Origin of the sequence: Stenotrophomonas sp. 24(2023) (genome assembly GCF_030913365.1) — a bacterium.
Taxonomy (GTDB): domain Bacteria; phylum Pseudomonadota; class Gammaproteobacteria; order Xanthomonadales; family Xanthomonadaceae; genus Stenotrophomonas.
Map to the genome: position 1 here is coordinate 3789878 of NZ_CP133160.1, position 22023 is coordinate 3811900.

22 protein-coding genes are annotated in these 22023 nt (G+C 68.4%); 14 read left to right on the top strand and 8 right to left on the bottom strand.

What is annotated here, in order from left to right; all coding sequences use genetic code 11:
- Nucleotide 1: 1 nt before the first annotated feature.
- From Q9R17_RS17345 to Q9R17_RS17365, 5 genes are all read right to left on the bottom strand, one after another.
- Nucleotides 2–376 (bottom strand): DUF4180 domain-containing protein, encoded by a 375-nt coding sequence (locus Q9R17_RS17345; RefSeq protein WP_308155822.1) that lies wholly within the window; start codon nucleotides 374–376, stop codon nucleotides 2–4.
- Nucleotides 369–1235: an alpha/beta fold hydrolase gene (locus tag Q9R17_RS17350; protein ID WP_308155823.1), complete on the bottom strand. Its 867-nt coding sequence runs from the start codon at nucleotides 1233–1235 to the stop codon at nucleotides 369–371. The genes Q9R17_RS17345 and Q9R17_RS17350 overlap by 8 nt, the downstream gene beginning before the upstream one ends.
- Entirely contained in the window at nucleotides 1232–1654 is a 423-nt protein-coding gene (locus Q9R17_RS17355; RefSeq protein ID WP_308155824.1) for a helix-turn-helix domain-containing protein, read from the bottom strand. The genes Q9R17_RS17350 and Q9R17_RS17355 overlap by 4 nt, the downstream gene beginning before the upstream one ends.
- Nucleotides 1655–1759: 105 nt before the next feature.
- Nucleotides 1760–2701, bottom strand: coding sequence for an alpha/beta hydrolase (locus tag Q9R17_RS17360; RefSeq protein WP_308155825.1), 942 nt, complete (start codon nucleotides 2699–2701; stop codon nucleotides 1760–1762).
- Nucleotides 2702–2735: 34 nt separating this feature from the next.
- Complete coding sequence (locus Q9R17_RS17365) at nucleotides 2736–3323, bottom strand: carboxymuconolactone decarboxylase (RefSeq protein WP_308155826.1); 588 nt, start codon at nucleotides 3321–3323, stop codon at nucleotides 2736–2738.
- A gap of 133 nt (nucleotides 3324–3456) precedes the next feature.
- Between Q9R17_RS17365 and Q9R17_RS17370 the strand changes: the two genes are divergently transcribed.
- A complete protein-coding gene (locus Q9R17_RS17370; protein ID WP_308155827.1) occupies nucleotides 3457–4032 on the top strand; it encodes a TetR/AcrR family transcriptional regulator in 576 nt (191 codons plus the stop codon).
- Between the two features lie 34 nt (nucleotides 4033–4066).
- Here the strand turns inward: Q9R17_RS17370 and Q9R17_RS17375 are convergent, their stop codons facing one another.
- Nucleotides 4067–4900 (bottom strand): oxidoreductase, encoded by an 834-nt coding sequence (locus Q9R17_RS17375; RefSeq protein ID WP_308155828.1) that lies wholly within the window; start codon nucleotides 4898–4900, stop codon nucleotides 4067–4069.
- Nucleotides 4901–5007: 107 nt separating this feature from the next.
- Between Q9R17_RS17375 and Q9R17_RS17380 the strand changes: the two genes are divergently transcribed.
- Complete coding sequence (locus Q9R17_RS17380; RefSeq protein WP_308155829.1) at nucleotides 5008–5958, top strand: AraC family transcriptional regulator; 951 nt, start codon at nucleotides 5008–5010, stop codon at nucleotides 5956–5958.
- Nucleotides 5959–5962: 4 nt separating this feature from the next.
- On the opposite strand, the gene Q9R17_RS17385 is transcribed toward Q9R17_RS17380, so the two are convergent.
- Nucleotides 5963–6865: a LysR family transcriptional regulator gene (locus Q9R17_RS17385; RefSeq protein ID WP_308155830.1), complete on the bottom strand. Its 903-nt coding sequence runs from the start codon at nucleotides 6863–6865 to the stop codon at nucleotides 5963–5965.
- Between the two features lie 100 nt (nucleotides 6866–6965).
- On the opposite strand from Q9R17_RS17385, the gene Q9R17_RS17390 reads away from it, so the two are divergent.
- The 3 genes from Q9R17_RS17390 to leuD are packed head-to-tail and all read left to right on the top strand — an operon-like array spanning nucleotide 6966 to nucleotide 9937.
- Nucleotides 6966–7868, top strand: a complete 903-nt coding sequence (locus Q9R17_RS17390; protein ID WP_308155831.1) for an alpha/beta hydrolase — start codon at nucleotides 6966–6968, stop codon at nucleotides 7866–7868.
- Nucleotides 7869–9290, top strand: a complete 1422-nt coding sequence (gene leuC / locus Q9R17_RS17395) for a 3-isopropylmalate dehydratase large subunit (RefSeq protein WP_308155832.1) — start codon at nucleotides 7869–7871, stop codon at nucleotides 9288–9290.
- Complete coding sequence (gene leuD / locus Q9R17_RS17400; RefSeq protein ID WP_308155833.1) at nucleotides 9287–9937, top strand: 3-isopropylmalate dehydratase small subunit; 651 nt, start codon at nucleotides 9287–9289, stop codon at nucleotides 9935–9937. Before leuC ends, leuD begins: the two co-directional genes overlap by 4 nt.
- Before the next feature lie 107 nt (nucleotides 9938–10044).
- Here the strand turns inward: leuD and Q9R17_RS17405 are convergent, their stop codons facing one another.
- Complete coding sequence (locus Q9R17_RS17405; protein WP_308155834.1) at nucleotides 10045–11013, bottom strand: helix-turn-helix domain-containing protein; 969 nt, start codon at nucleotides 11011–11013, stop codon at nucleotides 10045–10047.
- 368 nt (nucleotides 11014–11381) lie between these two features.
- Between Q9R17_RS17405 and Q9R17_RS17410 the strand changes: the two genes are divergently transcribed.
- The 9 genes from Q9R17_RS17410 (at nucleotide 11382) to Q9R17_RS17450 (ending at nucleotide 22011) form a co-directional block, all read left to right on the top strand.
- Entirely contained in the window at nucleotides 11382–13970 is a 2589-nt protein-coding gene (locus Q9R17_RS17410; RefSeq protein WP_308155835.1) for a TonB-dependent receptor, read from the top strand.
- A gap of 35 nt (nucleotides 13971–14005) precedes the next feature.
- Nucleotides 14006–14587 carry an FMN reductase gene (gene msuE / locus Q9R17_RS17415; protein WP_308155836.1) on the top strand — a complete coding sequence of 194 codons (582 nt, stop codon included), beginning with the start codon at nucleotides 14006–14008 and terminating at the stop codon, nucleotides 14585–14587.
- 159 nt (nucleotides 14588–14746) lie between these two features.
- Complete coding sequence (locus tag Q9R17_RS17420) at nucleotides 14747–15109, top strand: DUF3088 family protein (protein ID WP_308155837.1); 363 nt, start codon at nucleotides 14747–14749, stop codon at nucleotides 15107–15109.
- Nucleotides 15110–15123: 14 nt separating this feature from the next.
- A complete protein-coding gene (locus Q9R17_RS17425) occupies nucleotides 15124–16119 on the top strand; it encodes an MsnO8 family LLM class oxidoreductase (RefSeq protein ID WP_308155838.1) in 996 nt (331 codons plus the stop codon).
- An 18-nt stretch (nucleotides 16120–16137) separates the two neighbouring features.
- Nucleotides 16138–17481 (top strand): LLM class flavin-dependent oxidoreductase, encoded by a 1344-nt coding sequence (locus Q9R17_RS17430; protein ID WP_308155839.1) that lies wholly within the window; start codon nucleotides 16138–16140, stop codon nucleotides 17479–17481.
- A 10-nt stretch (nucleotides 17482–17491) separates the two neighbouring features.
- A complete protein-coding gene (locus Q9R17_RS17435) occupies nucleotides 17492–18697 on the top strand; it encodes a M20 aminoacylase family protein (protein ID WP_308155840.1) in 1206 nt (401 codons plus the stop codon).
- A complete protein-coding gene (locus Q9R17_RS17440) occupies nucleotides 18694–19251 on the top strand; it encodes a GNAT family N-acetyltransferase (protein ID WP_308155841.1) in 558 nt (185 codons plus the stop codon). The genes Q9R17_RS17435 and Q9R17_RS17440 overlap by 4 nt, the downstream gene beginning before the upstream one ends.
- Entirely contained in the window at nucleotides 19248–20987 is a 1740-nt protein-coding gene (locus Q9R17_RS17445; RefSeq protein ID WP_308155842.1) for an amino acid ABC transporter permease/ATP-binding protein, read from the top strand. Before Q9R17_RS17440 ends, Q9R17_RS17445 begins: the two co-directional genes overlap by 4 nt.
- Before the next feature lie 46 nt (nucleotides 20988–21033).
- Nucleotides 21034–22011 (top strand): ABC transporter substrate-binding protein, encoded by a 978-nt coding sequence (locus tag Q9R17_RS17450; protein ID WP_308155843.1) that lies wholly within the window; start codon nucleotides 21034–21036, stop codon nucleotides 22009–22011.
- Nucleotides 22012–22023 lie beyond the last annotated feature (12 nt).

Sequence of the window (22023 nt, forward strand, 5' to 3'; positions counted from 1 at the left end):
GTCAGTCCGGCACGGTGCCCTGCAGCCACCGCTGCAGTGCTGGCCAGTCGGCCACGAACGCACCATCGCGGCCGCGGTTGGTTTCGGTGATGAGTGCGTCCAGTGCCCTGCTGCGCTGGCGCAGTGCACTGACATCGCCCAGTACCGCAACGCGCAGGCGGTAGTTCACCAGCGTCTGCAGCCAGTGGCCGGCCATGCCGCTGCGCAGGTCGAAGAACTGCGCGGGCAGGCGTGTGCAGGGAACGGCGATCCACTGTGCGCCGTGGCCAAGCGCGGTGCCGACCAGGTCATGCAGGCCGGCCGCGTCCAGTACGGGCCCGGCGTCATCACAGCGCAGGACGCGGCTGTCGTTGATGTGGTGCAGGGCGTCATGCATGGCACGGGCTCCGTTGTGACAACAGCCAGTGCAGCAGGGTGTCGCGCTGGCCGGGAATGTAGTGGAACGCCTCGGGCAGCAGCGTGACCTCGGCAGTGGGCAGCAGGCGGCGGGTGCGTTCAGCGGCATCGTGCGCATCGATCAAGGCGTCGCGGCCGCCGATGATCATCCGCAGCGGCGGGCGCAACGTGGCCAGCCGCGCGTCGTCGATGCGCGGAATGCGCAGGTGCCGTGGGCGCACCTGGGCGTGGATGAGGTCGAGCAGGGCCAGCAGGGGGCGCGCCTGTTCGGGTGGAGGCGTGCTTTGCGGCCCCATCACCCGCGTGCGCAGACGCCGTCGGCCCCAATGGCCCAGCAGCAGCAACGGCAGGGCCTTGAGCAGGAACGCGCGCTGCCGGCCCAGGCCGGATGGACTGAGCAGCGCCAGTGCCTGCACCCGCTGCGGCTGGCGCAGGGCCAGGTCGAGCGCGAGGTATCCACCAAAGGACAGGCCGACGAATGCGGCGGCATCGATGCCCAATGCATCGAGGACATCGCCGAGCCACTGTGCGTGGCCATCGCTGTCCAGCAGGGGGTGGGTGGGCGCGCTCAGGCCGGGCTCGCCGATGAGGTCGATGGCGTGCACGCGGTAATGCGTGCTCCAGTGGGCGGCATCGAACATCCAGCTGGCGGCGTTGCTGAGGGTGCCATGCAGCAGCACCAGCGGTGGTGCCTCGCGTGGGCCGCAGCTGACCACGAAGGTAGCGCCGGCACGGGTGCGCACGTGCTGTTGCTGGCAGGGCACGGGCCACTGCGAGAGTACCTGCCGGTAGGCCTCGATCACCGGGGGTGTCGGCAGGCCAGGGGCCCGCGCGCTCACGCCTGCGGACCGTGGGCCAGCAGCAGCTGTACGCTGCCGAGCAGGGCGTGGGTGTCGTCCAGCCCGCCGATGAGGATCAGCTTCAACACCTGTTGTTCCGGCGAATAGGCGGTGTCCAGGCGCAGCGCAGGGGCCTGCGTGGTGCGGCTGGCCAGGCGCGCATGCAGTGCGGTGGTCAGCGCGGCGGCGGCGGGTGCCGGGCAGGCGGGCAGATCGACGATGGTTGTCACCTGCGGGTGCGGTGGCGGCGCGGCGCGCGGGGTGCCGGTGAAGGCATCCAGGTCAGCGCCGGTGATCCGGTAGGCCTTGCCGATGCGGGTGGCGCGCAGCCGCCCGCTGCGGATGTGGCGCAGCAGGGTCCTGGGGTGCACGGCCAGCCGTTGTGCGGCCTGCTCGACGCTGAGGAGTTCCGGGTACATGGTCATCGTGGGTGAAAACAATATGTTCCCATTTGTACCATGAAAATTGAATATAGGGAGCAATAGGGAATGGGGCGGTGCCATCAGGTACCGCCCCGTGCGGCCTTACTTGTCGCGGGCGACGTGGGTATCCAGGAACCGGTGGATGACCGGGCCGATCTCGCGCACGTGGGTTTCCAGGGCGAAATGGCCGGTGTCGTAGAAGTGGATCTCGGCCTTGGGCAGGTCACGCGTCCAGGCCTGCGCGCCGGCGGGCAGGAAGTAGGGATCGTTGCGGCCCCACACGGCCAGCAGCGGCGGCTGGTGGGTGCGGAAGTACTGCTGGAAGGTGGGGTAAAGCTTGACGTTGTTCTGGTAGTCCAGCAGCAGGTCGAGCTGGATCTCGTCGTTGCCCGGGCGCGAGACGCGTTCGTGATCGAGCGTGTAGGTTTCCGGCGCGATGCGCAGCGGGTCGGCCACGCCGTGGGTGTACTGCGATTTGATGTCCTGCGCGGTCAGCATCACGCGCAGCGCATCGCGGTTGGCCGGGGTGGGGGCGTTCCAGTAGCGCTTGACCGGCGCCCAGCCCGGGCTCAGGCCTTCCTCATAGGCATTGCCGTTCTGCGAGATCAGCGCGGTCACCCGTTCCGGATGGGCCACGGCCAGGCGCCAGCCGACCGGCGCGCCGTAGTCGAACACCTGCAGGGCGTAACGCTTCAGGCCCAGCACTTCGGTGAAGCGGTCCATGGTCTGTGCCAGCTGCGCGAAGGTGTAGGCGTAGGCGCCGCGCGGCGGCGCTTCGGTGAAGCCGAAACCGGGCATGTCCGGGGCGATCACGTGGTAGCGGTCGGCCAGCATCGGGATCAGCTCGCGGTACATGAAGGACGAGGTGGGCAGGCCGTGCAGCAGCACGATGGTGGGCGCCTTGGGATCGCCCGCTTCACGGTAGAAGACGCGGACGTTGTCGACCTGGGCGTAGTGGTAGGTGATTTCGGGCGTGGCTGCCTGGGCGGTGCCCAGGGCCAGGACGCCGGCCACGCCGGCAGCAAGAAGCGAAGAGGTATTCATGGAATGTGGTTCCGTGGGTGCGGGGAAGGGCGGATCAGGCGATCTGCTGGAACGGGTGGCTGGCGCCACGCGCGATCTTGCTCTGGTCGAACAGGCGCAGGATCGGGAAGTCGACATCGTTGCGCGACACCTTCCACAGGTAGTTGGTGAGGAAATTCAGCACCAGGTGGCCGAATACTTCGACGATGTCCTCATCGCCCCAGCCGGCGTCCTTGACCGCCTGCAGTTCCGCATCGGTCACATCGCCCTTGTGGCGCACCAGCACCAGCACGAAATCGAGCAGTGCCTGTTCCTTCGGGTCGGTGGACTTGCCGTGGCGGGCCAGTGCGATGTCCTCGTCGGTCAGCTTCTGCAGCTTGCCGATCGCGCCGAGCAGGGAAATGCAGTATTCGCAGCCGTTCTCTTCGCCGATGGCCAGGCCGATCTTGCGGGCCAGCTGCTTGCTGAAGCGGCCGTCGGTGAGGTTCTGGAACAGGGTGAGGTAGCTGTCCAGGGTGGCCGGCGAATTGGCCAGGGCCGTCATGATGACCGGCAGCTTGCCGAACTTGGCGGCGGTGCGGTCCAGCAGCGGTTGCTGGGCCGGGGTGGCCGTAGCCGGGGTAACAAGGGCGAGACGGGACATGGCGGAACTCCGTGAATGAGGGGTTTAAATGTACCGAACAGTCGGTACATATAAATTCAAGCCGAACGATCGGTCCAAGTCAAGCTTTAAATGTACCGATCGATCGGTTACTGTTCAGCCCGGAGGTGCACCCATGCCCCAGGTCAAGAAAATCGATGACGCGGCCCTGCTGGACCGCTTGGCGCTGACGTTCAAGGACGTCGGCTTTGAAGGGGCGTCGCTGGCGGTGATTTCCGAAGCGACAGGCCTGAAGAAATCCAGCCTCTACCACCGCTTCCCCAACGGCAAGGAAGCAATGGCGCAGGAAGTGCTGGCCAACGTCAGCCGCACGCTGGAGGCGGAGGTGTTTCCGGCGCTGGCCGGTGCTGGCCCAGCCGCGGACAAGCTGGCCCGTTTCGTGGCGGCGATGGACGCGCAGTACGACCATGGCCGCCAGTCGTGCCTGCTGAACATGCTGACGCCGCCGCGCGGCACGCATAGCGGCTGCGGTGAGGCGATCAACGGAATCTTCCAGCGCTTGCAGGCGGCGCTGAGCCAGGTGGCGCGCGCGCGCGGCATCGAAGCGGCGCGCGCGGACCTGTTGGCCGAGCAGATGCTGGTGGAGATGCACGGGGCACTGGTGGTGGCCCGTGGCATGGATGATCCGGCGGTGTTCCAGCGAGCCATGGCACGCCTGCCGCGGATCATCCTCGACGCCCCGATGGACTGAGGGCGCGTGCGGTTGTGCGGCGCGCGCCGGCGCGTCAGCCGTCGGTGGAACGGGTCAGCGCTTCCCAGGCATCGATCTGCGCGCTCATCGCGGCCAGCTTGTCGCGTACCAGCTGCAACGCGTCGCTGCCCAGCAGCAGGTGGGCAGGCGGTGCGTCGCTGGCGATCACCTGCAGCATCGCGCGTGCGGCCTTGGCCGGGTCGCCCAGCTGGTGGCCGCTCTTGGCTTCGCGCGCCTGGCGGATCGGGTCGAACAGCGCATCGTAGTCGGCGATGCTGCGCGGTGCGCGCACCATCGAACGGCCGGCCCAGTCGGTGCGGAACGAACCGGGTGCCACGGCGGTGACGTGGATGCCGAACGGCTGCACTTCCTTGCCCAGCACTTCGGAAATGCCTTCCAGCGCGAACTTGCTGCCGCAGTAGTAGGCGATGCCGGGCATGGTGATGAAGCCGCCCATCGAGGTGATGTTGAGGATGTGGCCCGCACGGCGTGCACGCATGTACGGCAGCACGGCCTTGGCCATCGCCACGGCGCCGAACACGTTGACGTCGAACTGCTGGCGCATGTCCTGCAGCGGGGATTCTTCCAGGATGCCTTCCTGGCCGTAGCCGGCGTTGTTGACCAGTACGTCGATGGCACCGATGTCGGCCTCGATGCCCTCGACCAGGGCAGGTATGGCGGCGCTGTCGGTGACGTCGAGCACGCGGGCGATGGCGCGCGTGGGATGCAGGTGTTCAAACGGCGGGCAGGCGTCATGGCGGCGCACGGTGCCGATGACCGTGTGCCCGGCCTGCAGTGCTTCGCGGGCCAGGGCCAGGCCGAAGCCGCTGCTGACGCCGGTGATGAGGATGCGCTTGGAGGAGGTCATGGTGGGCGGGAACCGGTGGGGACAGGGCTTGCACGATAGTGCTTGAGCCATCGCTCGCCCACGCCTAGGATTGGCTTTTTATTGCCTATTCCTATGAGGCTGGTGCCATGGCCGCCAACGACGATCTTCAGCATGCGCGGACCGTGGCGCTGCTGCGCGCGCTGGCCCCGCAGGAGGGCTACACGCTGACCGCGCTGCCCGGCGTGCGCCTGCTGCGCTCGGACCGGGCGCTGGCGCGCACGCCGGTGCTGTATGACCCGGGCATCGTGATCGTCTGCCAGGGCATCAAGCGCGGCTTCCTGGGCGAGCAGGTCTACCAGTACGACGCGCAGCACTACCTGGCGGTGTCGGTGCCGGTGCCGTTCACCATGGAAACGCTGGCAACGGCCGAGCAGCCGCTGCTGGCGATCTACCTGCACCTGGATTTCGCGCTGGCGGCGGAGGTGATGCTGGCCATTGGCGATGCGCCTTCCGGCGCCCGCAGCGGCGACGACGCGGCGCAGAGCATGATGGCCAGCCCGATGGATGCGCCGATGCGCGATGCGGTGCAGCGCCTGCTGGAAACACTGGGCGATCCGCTGGAAGCGGCCGTACTGGGCTCGGCGCGGCTGCGCGAGCTCTACTTCCGGGTGCTGACCGGCGCGCAGGGCGATGCGCTGCGCGAGGCGCTGGCGATGCGTGGCCAGTTCGGCAGGATCGGTAGAGCCCTGCGGTACATCCACACCCATTACGCGCAGCCGCTGGATCTGGCGTTGCTGGCTGCCGAGGCGGGCATGAGCGTGCCCAGCTTCCATGGCCACTTCAAGGCGGTGACCCGTACCTCGCCGATGCAGTACGTGAAATCGACGCGGCTGCATCAGGCGCGCCTGTTGATGGTGCGCGAGGGCCATGCCGCCGAAGCGGCCAGCCACGCGGTGGGCTATGCCAGTGCCTCGCAGTTCAGCCGTGAATTCAAGCGCCTGTTCGGTCGCTCACCGCGGGCCGAAGCGCAGCGCCTGCGCAGCAGTTTCGCGGTGCCGCCGGCCTTTGCCGATGCGGTGTTTGTGTCGTCGCATTGAACGATCAGCGCAGCCCCGACCGGAACCACTCGGCCAGGAAATCCGACAGCGCACGCATCTTCGCCGAGAGCTGGTGACGGGTGGGATAGACCAGCTTCACCCCGGCCGGGGGCAGCAACCAGCCCGGCAGCACGGCCTGCAGCCGGCCGCTGGCCAGGTGTGGGCCGGCATCCCATTGCGAGCGCACCACGATGCCGTGGCCGTCCAGCGCCCAGCCCGTGGCGGCGGTGCCATCGTTGGTGCTGAGCATGCCGCGTACCTTCACGCTTTCCTGGCGGCCGTCACGCTGGAAATGCCAGGTGCCGTAGGTTTCATCGCTTTCGCGGATGACGATGCAGGCATGGGCGGCCAGATCGGCAGGCTGGGTCGGGTGGCCGGCACGGGCCAGGTAGTCCGGCGAGGCGCAGGCTACGCGCTGGTTGTCCAGCAGGTGGCGCACGGTCAGGCGGGAATCGGGCGGATCACCGATGCGGATGGCGGCGTCGAAGCCCTGTTCGACCAGGTTCACCGGGCGATCGGTCAGGTGCAGCTGCACTTCCACGTCGGGGTAGGCCTGGGCGAAGGCCGACACCGCCGGCGCGATCTGCTGGCGGCCAAAGCCCAGCGTGGCCGCCAGCCGCAGCAGCCCGCGCGGGGTGCTGCGCGCACCGGCGACCGTGCGTTCCAGGGCATCGAGATCGCCGAGGATCTTCGCGCCATCGAGCAGGTACAGTTCGCCTTCCGGGGTCAGGCTGAGGCGGCGCGTGGTCCGGTGCAGCAGGCGCACGCCCAGCCGCTGTTCCAGCTGCGCCAGGCGACGGCTGACGGCGGGCGGGGTGAGGCCGATCTGCTGGGCCGTAGCGGCCATGCTGCCTTCCTTGACCAGCAGGGCGAAGAAGCGCAGGTCGGAGAAGCCGTCGCTGGCCATATGATTCGTGCCTCTGGTTTACGAATGTAGTGAATCCTGGTCGATTTATACCATCGGCTGCGGGGTATAGGCTGGGTGCCTGTGTTGACCGAGCCTGCCGATGACCTCGCCCGACCTGTTTCCCGGCTTCACCGCCCAGGATCTGCCCACCGCCGATGGGCACCGCATCCACGTGCTGACAGGCGGGCAGGGGCCGGCCTTGCTGCTGCTGCATGGGCATCCGCAGACCTCGGCGATCTGGCACCGGGTGGCGCCGGTGCTGGCTGGCTACTTCACCGTGGTGCTGGCCGACCTGCGTGGCTATGGCGATTCGTCGCGACCGCACGGCGGCGATGACCACGCCGCCTACAGCAAGCGGGTGATGGCGCAGGACATGCTGGTGGTGATGCAGGCGCTGGGGCACGCGCGGTTTTCCGTACTGGCGCACGATCGCGGTGCGCGCGTGGCGCACCGCTTGGCCGCTGATCATCCGCAGGCGGTGCGGCGCATGGTGCTGCTGGACATCGCGCCGACCCTGGCGATGTATGCGCAGGCCGGTGAGGCGTTTGCGCGCGCGTACTGGCACTGGTTCTTCCTGATCCAGCCGGCGCCGTTGCCGGAGCGCCTGATCGAGGCCGACCCGGCGGCCTACGTGCGCGATGTGATGGGGCGGCGCAGTGCCGGGCTGGCGCCGTTCGACCCGCGCGCGCTGCAGGACTACATCCGCTGCCTGTCGCTGCCCGGCAGCGCCCACGGCATCTGCGAGGACTACCGGGCGGCTGCCGGCATCGACCTGGACCACGACCGAGCCGACCGCGATGCCGGGCGCCTGCTGAACCTGCCGCTGCTGGTGCTGTGGGGCGAGCAGGGCGTGGTGCACCGCTGCTTCGCGCCGCTGGCCGAATGGCAGCAGGTGGCCAGCGATGTGCGCGGGCACCCATTGCCCTGCGGGCACTACATCGCCGAGGAAGCGCCGCAGGCGCTGCTGGAAGCCGCGTTGCCGTTCCTGCTGGAGACGCACTGAATGAACACCGCACCCCATACGCTGTACCGCAAGCTGGTGGCCACGCATACCGTGGCCACGCTGGATGCGCAGAACGTGCTGCTGTTCTGCGATCTGCACCTGATGAACGAATACACCAGCCCGCAGGCCTTCGCCGGGCTGCACGAACAAGGGCGCGACGTGCCGGTGCCCGGGCAGAACGTGGCGGTGGTCAGCCACATCATTCCGACCCACCCGGTGGCGCAGCGGGTGATCCGTGACCCGGCCTCGGCGCTGCAGGCGCGCAACCTGAAAGCCAACTGCGAGCGGCACGGCATCGCGCTGTTCGACACCAACGACCCGCTGCAGGGCATCGAGCACGTCATCGCGCCCGAGCATGGCATGGTGCGGCCGGGCATGGTGATCCTGTGTGGTGACAGCCACACCACCACCTATGGTGCGCTGGGCGCGCTGGGCTTCGGCATCGGCACGTCCGAAGTGGAGCACGTGCTGGCCACGCAGACGCTGGTCTACCGGCTGGCGCGCGACATGCGCATCCGCGTGGATGGCACGCTGCCGCACGGCACCACGGCCAAGGACCTGGTGCTGCTGATCATCAGCCGCATCGGGGCACAGGGCGCACGCGGTTTCGTGGTGGAATTCTGCGGCAGTGCCATCGCCGCGCTGTCGGTGGAGGCACGCTTCACGCTGTGCAACATGGCCGTGGAAGCGGGCGCGCGTGGGGCGCTGATCGCCCCGGACCCGACGGCCATCGACTATGTGCTGGCACGCGCGCCGGACATCACTGGGGACGTGCGTGCACAGGCGCTGGCGCACTGGCACGGCCTGCACAGTGACACCGATGCCGTGTTCGAGGTGGAGCACGTGTTCGATGCTGCTGACGTGGTGCCGTATGTGACCTGGGGCACCAGCCCCGACCAGGCGGTGGCGGTGAACGCGCCGGTGCCACAACCGCAGGACCTGTCCGACGCGGTGCAACGGCACAGTGCCGAGCAGGCCCTGCGCTACACCGGGGTGCAGGCGGGCCAGCCGCTGGCGGGCGTGCCGGTGCAGCACGTGTTCATCGGTTCGTGCACCAATGCCCGCATTGAAGACCTGCGCGAGGTGGACCGCATCATCGCCGGCCACCATGTGGCCGCTGGCGTACGGGCGATGGTGGTGCCCGGTTCCGGTGCGGTACGTGACCAGGCCGAGGCCGAGGGCATTGCCGCGCGCCTGCTGGCCGCCGGCTTCGAATGGCGGCAGCCGGGCTGCTCGATGTGCCTGGCGATGAACGATGACGTGCTGGCGCCGGGGCAGCGCTGCGCTTCCACCACCAACCGCAATTTCGAAGGGCGGCAGGGGCGGGGGGCGATCACCCACCTGATGAGCCCGGCCATGGCGGCTGCGGCCGCCATCACCGGCTGCATCACCGATGTCCGTCAGCTTGGGAGCCTTGCATGAACACCACCAACGACGCTGCCTGCCTGCACGGCCATGCGGCGATGATCGACATTGCCAACCTGGACACCGACCAGATCATGCCCAAGCAGTTCCTGCGTGGCATCGACAAGGCCGGGCTTGCACAGGGGCTGCTGTATGACCTGCGCTTCGACGGTGACGGCCAGCTGCGCGAGGATTTCGTGCTGAACCGGCCCGCCTTCGCCGGCACCGATGTGCTGCTGGCCGCGAGCAACTTCGGTTGCGGCTCCAGCCGCGAGCATGCGGTGTGGGGATTGCAGCAGTACGGCATCCGCGCGGTCATCGCGTCGAGCTTCGGTGAGATCTTCTACTCCAACGCGATGAACAACCGGCTGCTGCTGGCGATGGTGGCCGAGGCGGACGCGCAGCATTTCATGCAGCTGGCGCGGGAGGCGGATGCACCGCTGGTGGTGGAGATCGACGTGGCGCAGCAGCAGGTCCGCTGTGGCGGGCATGTGGCCGCGTTCACGCTGTCTGACCGGCACCGCCATATGTTCCTGGAAGGGCTGGACATCATCGGCGCGTCACTGGCGTACCGCGAGCGGATCGATGCGTTCGCCGCACGGCATTGGCAGCAGCACCCGTGGTTGCAGGATGTGGCACGACGCACGCGGGAACGGCTGGGGTGAGTGGGGGAAGGATCTGGTAGAGCCGGCTGTTGGTCGATGCTACAGCGCTGCATCCCGCCCCGGTCTGGATTCCAGTTCCTTCCGGGTGCGCGCGCCCTACCTGCGCATCACCGATGCTGCTCGCGATACGCGGTAGGGCTGTGTTCGGTATGGCCCCTGAAATGCCGCCGGAACGATTCCTGTGAACCAAACCCGGCCTGTTCGGCTACCCAGTGCAGGGGGCGGTCGGTGGTTTCCAGCAGTTCACGTGCATAGGCCACGCGCTCGCGGATCAGCCAATCGATCGGCGACAGGCCGGTGGCCTCCAGGAACTGCCGTTGCAGGGTGCGTTGGCTCAATGCGGCCTGTTCGGACAGGCTCTTCAACGAATGCGCATCGCGCAGGTTGCGCCGCATCCACTCCATCAACCGTGCCAGCCGTGTGGGCTCGCCTGCGGGGATGGCGCGGGTGACGCGCTGACTGCGCTCGGCATCGCGCCACGGCGCCAGGACCAGCCGTTCGGCCACCAGGTTGGCCACGCGCGCGCCGTAGTCCTTGCGCACCATGTGCAGCATCATGTCCATGCCGGTGGCCGAACCGGCCGAGGTGATGACGCTGCCGGTGTCGACGTACAGCACGTCTTCACGCACGCACACCTGTGGGAATGCCTGTGCCAGTGCGGCGGTCAGCCGCCAGTGGGTGGTGGCGCTGCGGCCGTCGAGCAGCCCGGCCCAGGCCAGCACGAAGGCGCCGGAGCAGATCGACGCGATGCGCGCCCCCCGTGTGTGGGCGCGGTTCAGCGCATCCAGCAGCGCCTGCGGCGGCCGCTCGGCCGGGTCACGCCAGCCCGGCACCAGCACGATGTCGGCATCCTCCACTGCGTCCAACCCATAGGGCAGCTGCACCTGCGTGCTGCCCAGCATGCGCAGGGCACCGGGTTCGGCGGCGCACAGCCGGGTGCTGTACCAGGACACGCCCAGCTCCGGCCGTACCGGAGCGAACAGGCCAACCGCGCAGCCGAATTCGAACAGGCCCTGGCCATGGCAGGCGACGATGGCGACGGTCGGGGCGTCGCTGGGAATGGGCGCGGCACTCATGCGCTGATGCTAGCGGGCAACCCACGCGCAACGGGCGCGGCGCGGTTCTAAGCAGATGCCGGCGTGGCATGACCGGGGCAGGGCGCGCGGCCCGTGCGGCGGCAACCGGCGCAACGCCAGCCTAAGGTCATTCCCAACGGTCATGTGCGTGGCGCGATGTTGCGGGTCGCTGGCGTGATCGCGCCTGTGATGGCCGGCGCGCAGGCCCTTGAATGGAGGCGTGTCCTGCTCCGGATGAAACCGATGCCTGTCCTGCCCCTGCCGCGATGTCACGTGCGCTGCGCTGGAACTGCCGATTCCAGCTGATGCCTGCCCTGCGCGATGGCACCCGGTGCCACCGCTGTGATCCTCCTGCCCGATGAGCCCCCATGCCCTCTGCCCACCGTTCCCTGCCTGCCCTGTCCACCTTGTCGGTGCTGATTGCCACCGGCCTGGCCGGCCTGCCGGTCACCACCTGCGCTGCCGAGACCGATGCACAGCCGGCCACCACCGCCGCCACCGCCACGGCGGCGGCCTCCACGCTCGATGCGGTGGTCGTCACCGGTTCGCGCACCAGCACCCGCACCGTCAAGAACAGCTCCACACCGATCGATGTGATTTCCGCTGAGGACCTCGCCGCGACCGGCCAGGCCAACCTGCTGGAAGCGCTGCAGCGCAGCCTGCCATCGCTGAGCCAGATCGGCGGCTACCAGAGTGACCAGGAAAGCCTGATCCGCGGCTACCAGCTGCGCAACCTGTCGCCGGGCTACACGCTGGTGCTGGTGAACGGCAAACGCCGCAACGCCAGCGCCTACGTCAGTGGGGCCAATGGCGGCGGCTATCCGGGCCACGCCTGGACCGACCTGGCGCTGATTCCGGTGTCGGCCATCGACCACATCGAAGTGCTGCGCGATGGCGCCTCGGCGCTGTACGGCTCCGATGCGATCACCGGCGTCATCAACGTGATCCTCAAGTCGCAGGCGCACGGCGGCGATGTCTCGGTGGAAAGCGGGCAGAGCATCGATGGCGATGGCAGCCGCACCAGCGTGCGTGCCAACGTGGGCCTGCCGTGGGGCGCCGATGGCTTCATCAACCTGTCCGGTGAAAGTACCCGCCAGCACCATGCCATCCGCACGCGCCGCTACATCGATGGTTACCTGAGCTACCCGGCGCTGGACGCCAATGGCAACTTGGTGGCACTGCGCCCGAACAACCGGCTGCCGGCCGGAGCCACGCCGAATCCGGCCGAGGCCGGCCGCAATGCCGAAGCCAACACCATCCTCAGTTCGCCGTCGTACGACCTGAAGGCGTTCGCGGTGAATGCCGGCCACGGGCTGGGGGACAGTGCGCAGTTCTATGCCACCGCCACGGCCAGCGACCGCACCGCGCAGGCGATCCAGAATTTCCGCCTGCCAGCGACCATCTTCGGTACCTACAAGGCGCCGAGCGTGCTGAACGTGTGGCCCGATGGTTTCCTGCCGGTGCTGGAAACCAAGGAAAAGCAGTACACCGGCACGGCAGGGGTGAAGGGCCAGCTGGCCGGCTGGGATTACGACGCCAGCCTGACCGGCAACCGCAACACGGTGCGCACCTATACCCGCAACTCGGTCAACTACTCGCTGGCCTACCCGGGCGCGCCAACCGATTTCTATGACGGCAAGCTGGACTACCAGCAGGGCATCGCCAACCTGGACCTGCGCCGTGGCTTCGAGGTGGCAGCCTTTGCCTCGCCGCTGGAAGTCAGCGCCGGTGCCGAGTACCAGCATGAGCGCTACCAGCGCGGGGCAGGGCAGTGGGAGTCGTATACCGGCTTCGGTGCGGCGGCGTTCGTGGGCTATTCCACCGCCGATGCGGTCAAGGCCACCCGCAACAGCAAGGCAGTCTATGTGGGCGCGGCCACCAACATCACCTCGCGCTGGTACCTGGATGCCGCCGCGCGCTGGGAAGACCATTCGGACTTCGGCAGCGTGTCCACCGGCCGCCTGACCACGCGCTTTGATTTCACCGATGCGCTGGGCCTGCGCGCCACGGTGAGCAATGGCTTCCACGCGCCCAGCCTGGGCGCGCAGTACTACCAGGCCACCGGCAGCTGCCCGTGCGGCACCACGCTGGTGGCACAGGTGAACTCGCCGGCGGCGCGCGCACTGGGCGCCACCGCGCTGCAGCCGGAAAAGGCCACCAATTACAGCCTGGGCGTCACCTGGGACCCGAACCCGGCCTTCCATCTGGCGCTGGATGCGTACCAGATCGATATCCGCGGCCAGCTGGGGCAATCCAGCCAGGTCGGGTACAACGCACAGGACCCGGCGCGCATCACCGACAACAGCGGCACCGTGCTGACCGCCGCGCAGAAGAACACCATCGATGCGCTGCTGGGCACGGCCGGTATCAGCATCCTGCCGGGCGATGCGTTCTTCGCCAGCTACTTCACCAACGTGGGCAACACCCGCACGCGCGGCCTGGAGTTGACCGTCGAGGCCAACCAGCAGACCGGCTGGGGCCACCTGCGCTGGAGCTATGCCGCCAACGTCGGCCGCACCACCATCGAGAAGGTGGGCGCCATTCCACAGGCCTTGCAGGGACTGCCGAACATCAACCTGCTGACCAAGAGCAGCGAGTACGCGCTGCGTTTCCGTACCCCGTCCTATACGCAGGTGGCGGGGCTGGGCTGGCAGAACGGGCGCTGGCGTTCGAACGTGGACCTGACCTACTACGGGCCGATCAAGCGCCTGAACAACGGCGTGGAATACAAGCTGCCGCCGGTGCTGGTGACCAACCTGTCCGGCGGGGTGGAACTGGGCGGCGGCTGGAGCGCGGCGCTGGGCATCAACAACGTGTTCGACAAGCGCACCCGCAAGGTGCCGGCCTATGCACGCAGCGCCACGGATGTGGCCAGCATCGAGACGACCTGGGACAGCGGCGATGTGCTCAGCCTGATCGGTGCGTACTGGTATGGCCGGGTGAGCTACCGGTTCTGAGGTTTCGACAACGCAGTGCAGACAGAGGAGTTGGCATGTCACGTCCCTTGAATGTGGTGGCCCTGGTGGGGTCGCCGACGGCATCGGCGCAATCGCGCACGCTGCTGCTGGTGCAGCACCTGCTGGATGCTCTGCGCCAGCACGCTACCATCAATGCCGAGCGGGTCGAGCTGGCCGCGATCGCCCGCCCGCTGGGCCAGGCCCTGCAGCGCAGCGAGCTGGAGGCACCGGTGGAACAGGCGTTGCGCACGCTGGAGGCGGCCGATTTCCTGCTGGTGGCCGCACCGGTGTATCGCGGCTCGTATCCGGGCCTGTTCAAGCACCTGGTGGATTTCATCGGGCTGGAGGCGCTGGTGGACACGCCGGTGCTGCTGGCGGCGACCGGCGGAAGCGAGCGCCACGCGCTGGTGATCGACCATCAGCTGCGGCCGCTCTTCAGCTTCCTGCAGGCACACACGTTGCCGATCGGTGTCTACGCCACGCCTGGCGACTTCGACGGGGAGGCAATCACCAGCGCGGCGCTGCAGGCGCGCATCGCACTGGCGGCCGAGCGCGCTGCGGTGCATCTGCAGCCCCGTACGGCGGCCGCGCCGGCACCGCTGCGACGCATCGCCTGATGCCGGCCATAACCGGCGGCAGTGTGCTTATGGCCAACCTGTATTTGCGTGGCCGGATCTGACCGCTGATTGTCGATTTGCGGCCCAAGGCGCCGCCACGGCTTGTCTAGCATCGATGTTCCAACGGCAGCGTGCTGCCGGCCCAGAAGAGGATTTTCCGTGTCTGCACAGCCGAACCCCAAACCCATCCTGTTCCTGCTCGACCGCGAGTTCGAGGACGGCACCCTGCCGGGGCAGCGCTTCTTCTGCCGGCACAGCCTGCTGCTGGAAGGCGCGCTGTCGAGCATCGATGGCCTGGGCGCGCAGCTGGACGTGCGCCGGATCGGCTTCGCCCGGCCACGCCGCGAGGTGATTGCCGAGATCGGTGAGCAGGACCAGTCCCTGCCCAAGCTGGTGCTGCCGCAGGGCGTACGCAGCGAGCACGCCAGCGGCGCGCACCAGGACCGCCAGTACGTATCCGGTGCCGAACCGATCCTGGCCGCACTCAATGGCCTGCTCGGCATCCCCGTGGCCCATCCCTGAGCGAGGTGGCACCGATGAGTTACCTGACCAGCGTGCTGGACAAGAGCCCCATTGCCGAAGGGGCAAGCGCCGAGCAGGCGCTGCGCAACAGCGTGCAGCTGGCCCAGCATGCCGAGCGGCTGGGCTACCACCGCTACTGGTTTGCCGAGCACCACGCCACGCCGCAGCTGGCCGGCCCGGCACCGGAAGTGCTGGCGGCCTGGGTGCTGGCACAGACCCAGCGCATCCGCATCGGCAGCGGTGGGGTGATGCTGCGCCACTACGCGCCGTACAAGGTGGCCGAGGCCTTCAATCTGCTGGCGGCGCTGGCGCCGGGACGGGTGGATCTGGGCGTGGGCAAGGCCCCCGGTGGGTTGCCGGCGTCGACCGCCGCGCTGGCCGCCGGGCGGCCGCCCGTGGGGGATTTCGACGGTCAGGTACGCGACCTGGAGGGCTTCCTGTCCGCCAGCCTTGCGCCGGACCACCCGCTGGCCGCCGCGCAGGCACGGCCGCAGCCGGCCACCCCGCCCGAACGGTTCCTGCTGGGCGCCAGCCCGCAGAGTGCGCGCCTGGCCGGCGAGCTCGGCTGGCGCTTCGTCTATGCAGCGCACTTCGATGGTGACCCGAACCACATCGATGCGGCGTTCCATGCCTACCGCGCGGTTTCGTCGCAGGCCCCGCTGCTGGCGACGGTCGCCTTCGCTGCACCGACCGCCGAGGCGGCGGCCCGTCATGTCGGTGCGCTGCGCGTCTACAAGCTGCACCTGGCACCGGGGCAAACGGTGAACCTGCCCAGTCCGGAGGCCGCGGCCGAGTATGCCCGGCAGGTAGGCGTGCATGACTTCCGCATCGAGGAAACGCGCCCCAGTGTGCTGTCCGGCGATGCCCAGCACGTGCGTGCGGCACTGGATGCGCTGCACCGCCGCCATGGCGTTGGCGAGTTCATCCTCGATGCACCGGTGGCCGACCTGGATGCGCGCCTGACATCCCTTGAACTGCTCTCGCCCGCACCCCGCGCGGCGGTGGCCTGATCCCGCAGGAGATACCCGATGAGCAAGACCCCGCGCCCCATTCCGTTCGGCATCATGCTGCAGGGCCCCGGCAGCCACATGCATGCGTGGAAGCATCCGTCCAACGCGCCGGACGCCAGTGTCAACCTGCAGTACTACATCGACATCACCCGCACCGCCGAGGTGAACGGCATCGCCTTCGGTTTCGTGGCCGATGGCCTGTACATCAACGAAAAATCGATTCCGCATTTCCTCAACCGCTTCGAGCCGATCTCGCTGCTGTCCGCGCTGGCGACGGCCACCACGAAGATCGGCCTGGCCGGCACGTTGTCCACCTCCTACAGCGATCCGTTCACCGTGGCCCGCCAGTTCGCCTCGCTGGACCTGATCAGCGGCGGGCGCGCGGGCTGGAACGTGGTCACCTCGCCGCTGGAAGGCTCCGGGCGCAACTATGGGCGGCCGCATCCGGAACACGCGCTGCGCTACCAGATCGCCGACGAGTACCTGGACGTGGTGCAGGGCCTGTGGGATTCCTGGGATGACGATGCCTTCGTGCGTGACCGCGACAGCGGCACGTTCTTCGCGGCGGAGAAATTCCGCCGCCTGGACCACAAGGGGCGCTTCTTCCAGGTGGAGGGACCGCTGAACATCCAGCGCTCGCCGCAGGGCCAGCCGGTCATCTTCCAGGCCGGCTCGTCCGATGATGGCATCGCGCTGGCCGGCAAGTACGCCGATGCGGTATTCACCCATTCGCCCTCGCTGGAAGAGACGCGCGCGTTCACCCAGAAGGTGAAGCAGTCGGCTATCGCGCACGGCCGCAGCGCCAGCGATGTGAAGATCTTCCCCGGCATCGGCCCGATCGTCGGCCATACCGCCGAGGAGGCCGAAGCCAAATACCAGGCGATTGCCGCACTGGCCGGGCTGGACGATGCGTTGGCCTACCTGGGGCGCTTCTTCGACCACCACGATTTCAGCCAGTACGACCCGGACGCCCCGTTCCCGGCGTTGGGCGATGTTGGCAGCAATTCGTTCCGTTCCACCACCGACCGCATCAAGGCCGATGCGCGCGAGCGCGGCCTGAGCCTGCGCCAGGTCGCCCTGGAGGCGGTGAGCCCGCGGCCGAATTTCATCGGCACGCCCGAGCAGGTGGCCGATGAGCTGATCCGCTGGTTCGATGCCGGTGCCAGCGACGGCTTCATCCTGGGCTTTGCCGTGCAGCGGCAGGGGCTGGATGATTTCGTGACCCTGGTGCTGCCGATCCTGGAAGCGCGGGGTTACCACCGCAGCACGCTGGAAGGGGACACGCTGCGCGATCACCTGGGCCTGCCGCGCAAGGAAAGCCGCTACAGCACCGATGCCGAACCGGCACGCAAGGCAGGGTGAGGGACGAGCGATGAACCTCCTGCATCGTGTGCCGTTGGATGCTGCAACGCCCGGCGTGCTGCCACAGATCGCCGCCCGTGCCGGTGAGGCCATCGCGATCCGCCACGACCTGCACCAGCACCCGGAACTGGCCTTCGAGGAGCACCGCACCAGTGCCCGCGTGGCCGACCTGCTGCAGCAGTGGGGCTACCAGGTGAGCACCGGGGTCGGTGGCACCGGCGTGGTCGGCACGCTGCAACGCGGGCAGGGCAGCCGCCGGCTCGGGCTGCGCGCGGACATCGATGCGCTGCCGATCCACGAAGAATCCGGGCTGGCCTATGCCAGCCAGCGCGATGGGCTGATGCACGCCTGCGGCCACGATGGCCATACCGCGATCCTGCTGTCGGCCGCGCACTACCTGGCCCATCACGGGCGCATCGACGGCACGCTGCAGCTGGTGTTCCAGCCGGCCGAGGAAACCGGTTCGGGGGCCTCGAAAATGATTGCCGATGGGCTGTTCGAGCGCTTCCCGGTCGATGCCATCTATGGCCTGCACAACTGGCCGGGCGTGCCGACCGGGCACTTTGGTTTCGTCGATGGCCCGGCGATGGCATCGGTGGACTGGGCGCGGGTACGCATCATCGGCAAGGGCGGCCACGGCGCCGAGCCGCAGGGCAGCGTGGACCCGATCCTGGCCGCTGCGCATGTGATCACCGCACTGCAGAGCGTGGTGTCCCGCAACGTCGATCCGCGGCAGATGGGCGTGGTCACGGTCGGTTCGATTCACGGCGGGCAGGCGGCCAATGTCATCCCCGACGAAGTGGAGCTGAAGCTGACCGTGCGGGCCTTCCTGCCCGAGGTGCGGCAGACGCTGCGCCAGCGGGTGGGCGAGGTGGCCGCGCAGACGGCGGCGGCCTTCGGTGCGCGTGCCGAGGTGGAATTCCCGCGCGGCTTCCCCAGCGTGATCAATCATCCCGAGCAGACCGCCTACATCCGCCAGGTGGCCCGCGAAGGCTTCGGTGCCGGGCAGGTGGTGGAGGGCTTCGCGCCGCGCACGGCCAGCGAGGATTTCGCCTTCCTGCTGCAGGCGCGTCCCGGCAGTTTCGTGTTTGTCGGCAACGGTGACAGCGCACCGCTGCACAGCCCGCGCTACGTGTTCAACGACGCGGCGATTGCACCGGCCGCCAGCCTGTGGGCGCGCCTGGCCGAACATTACCTGGTGGAGCAACCGGCATGAGCGCGCAACGTCCCGTCGATACCTTCCTCTACACCTCGGTGCACGATCCCTTGGCGCAGCCGCTGTTCGACGGGCTGGAACAGGAGTACGACACCCGCTATGCGGATGTGCGCCGACGCATCGGCGGCAGTGCGCGCGAGGAGCTGCAGCGCTACCCGGCACAGGCCTTCGCCGCGCCGGTGGGGGCCTTCGTACTGCTGCTGCGTGATGGCCAGGCGATCTCCGGCGGTGCCTTCATGCCGCACCGTGACCCGGATACCGCCGAATTCAAGCGCATCTGGACATTGCCGGGGCTGCGCCGGCAGGGCATTGCCCGGCGCGTGCTGGCCGAACTGGAAGCGCAGGCAGTGCGCCAGGGCTATCGCCGGGTGTTCCTGACCACCGGCTTCCGCCAGCCCGAGGCGGTCGGCCTGTACCTCAGCCATGGCTACACCGCGCTGTTCGACCTGCAGGCCGACCCGGAGACCGTGGCGCACCTGCCGTTCGAGAAGCACCTGCGTCCTGTCGTGGCCAGTGCTGCATCGCCCCCGCTGCTGCACGGAGCCCACGCATGAGCACCACCTCGACCTCCCTGGCCGGCATCGCCGACGGCAAAGCACCGACGCTGCGCATCGTGCCGGCCCGGCACCCGCTGCAGCTGTTCGGCACGTTGCTGGCGGTTGCGCTGATCCTGATCGCCCTGCAGTCGGTGCTGGGCAACCCGCGCTGGGGCTGGGGCACGTTCGCCGACTGGTTCTTCGCCCGCCCGGTGCTGGAAGGACTGGCGCGCACGCTGTGGCTGACCGCGCTGGGGACCGGCCTGGGCTTCGCGCTGGGCACGCTGCTGGCGCTGGCCCGGGTATCGGGCTCGCCGCTGCTGGCCGCGGTGTCGTGGGGCTATGTGTGGCTGTTCCGCTCGATTCCGCTGCTGGTGCTGTTGCTGCTGCTCAACAACCTGGGCTATCTGTACAGCACCATCGAACTGGGCGTACCGTTCACCGGCATCAGCCTGTTCTCGTACCCGACCACGCAGCTGATCGGCGTGTTCACCGCTGCCGTGCTGGGCCTGACGCTGAACCAGGCGGCGTTCTCGGCCGAGGTCATCCGTGGTGGCATCCTGTCGGTGGACCATGGCCAGTCCGAGGCCGCGGCCGCGCTGGGCCTGCCGCGCGGGCGGCAGATCCGCCGCATCATCCTGCCGCAGGCGATGCGCTCGATCCTGCCGGCGGCATTCAACGATGTGATCGGCCTGGCCAAGAGCACCTCGGTGGTCTATGTGCTGGCCCTGCCGGAACTGTTCTACACCGTGCAGGTGATCTACCGCCGCAACCTGGAAGTGGTGCCGCTGCTGATGGTGGCCACGGTCTGGTACCTGGTCATCCTGACGGTGCTGTCGCTGCTGCAGCAGCGGGTGGAAAAGCGCTTTGCCCGTGGCCAGCTGCAGCGCGAGCGCAGTGTGTCGCGGGTGGTGTCACGGCCGGTGTCGCGCCCGCCGGTGGCACGTGTGCCGGCGGTACGCCCGCTGATCACATCGCCGCAGGCAGCCAGCACCGGAGCGGCCGTATCGCTGCAGGGCGTCAGCAAGGCCTTCGGTGACCAGACCGTGCTGGACGACGTGCACCTGGAACTGAAGGCTGGCAGCGTGACGGTGCTGATCGGCCCGTCCGGGGCGGGCAAATCGACGCTGCTGCGGTTGATCAACCACCTCGAACACGCCGACGGTGGCTTCGTCACGGTCGGTGGCCAACTGGTCGGCTACCGGCGCGATGGCGACACGCTGTACGAACTGCGCGAGAGCGAGATCCGCCGCCGCCGCGCCGATGTCGGCATGGTGTTCCAGAACTTCAACCTGTTCCCGCACTTGACCGCGCTGGAGAACATCATCGAGGCACCGATCGCGGTGCGTGGTACGCCGCGCGCGCAGGCCGAGCAGCAGGCGCGCACGCTGCTGGAACGGGTGGGGCTGGCCGACAAGGCCGATGCCTACCCGCGACAGTTGTCCGGTGGCCAGCAGCAGCGCATCGCCATCGCCCGCGCACTGGCCCTGCAGCCGAAGGTGCTGCTGTTCGACGAACCCACCTCGGCACTGGACCCGGAACTGGTGGCCGAAGTGCTGGGCGTCATCGAAGAACTGTCGCGCTCGGGCACCACGCTGGTGATCGTCACCCATGAGCTGGCATTCGCGCGTCGCGTGGCCGACCACGTGGTGATGATGGACCAGGGGCGGGTGATCGAGCAGGGCAGCCCGGACGCGCTGTTCGAACGTCCCCGCCAGCAACGCACCGCCGATTTCCTGGCCAAGACGCTGTAACCCAGGACGCCCAGCGCCAACTCCTCCCATTCCTGCAAGGACATCCATGAGCCCCCGACCCCAATGGCGCTTCACCGGTACCACGGCAGCCATTGCCATCGTGCTGGTGGCCGGCATTGCCGGCATCGTCTACTCGCGCGTCAGCCAGGCGCCGGCAACGGCGACCGCGACCGCGCAGGCACCGTCGGCCGGCGCCGATGCACCCGCACTGGCCGGGACGTTCGATGCCAAGGCCAAGGCGCTGCTGCCGGCCGGCTTCCCCTTCGTCACCCCCGGTACGCTGACCGTGGCCACGCACCCGGGCCAGCTGCCACTGGCCGACTACGGTGCCGACAGCCGCCAGGTGGTGGGCGTGGAGCCGGACATCGCACGGCTGATCGCCGATGGGCTGGGCCTGAAGCTGGTGCTGGTGCCGGTGGCCTGGGCCGACTGGCCGCTGGGGCTGGAATCGGGCAAGTACGATGCGGTGATATCCAACATCACCGTGACCGAAGAGCGCAAGAAGAAGTTCGATTTTTCCAGCTACCGGTTTGACCTGCTGGGCATCTACACCCGCACCGACGGCCCGATCCAGAAGATCGAAAAGCCTGCCGACGTGGCCGGGCTGAAGGTGGTGCTGGGTGCCAGCACCAACCAGGACCAGATCCTGCGGCAGTGGGACCGGCAGAACATCGCCGCGGGCCTGAAGCCGGTGGAGTACCAGTACTTCGACGATGCGGTGGTCGGGCGGCTGGCGGTGATCACCGGCCGCGCCGACGTGTCCTTCGAGCCCAACGCCACCGGCGCGTATTCCGCACGCGATGGCAAGGTGCGCCGGGTCGGCCTGTTCCCGGGCGGCTGGCCGGCTTCGGCGGCGATTTCGGTGACCACGCGCAAGGGCAGCGGCCTGGCCGATGCCATCACCCAGGCGCTGAACGCGCAGATCGCCAGCGGCACCTATGCCACGGCACTGGCACGCTGGAACGTGTCCGAGGAAGCCGTGCCGCAGTCGCAGACCAATCCGCCGGGACTGGCGGGGTTCTGACCCCGCCGGGCC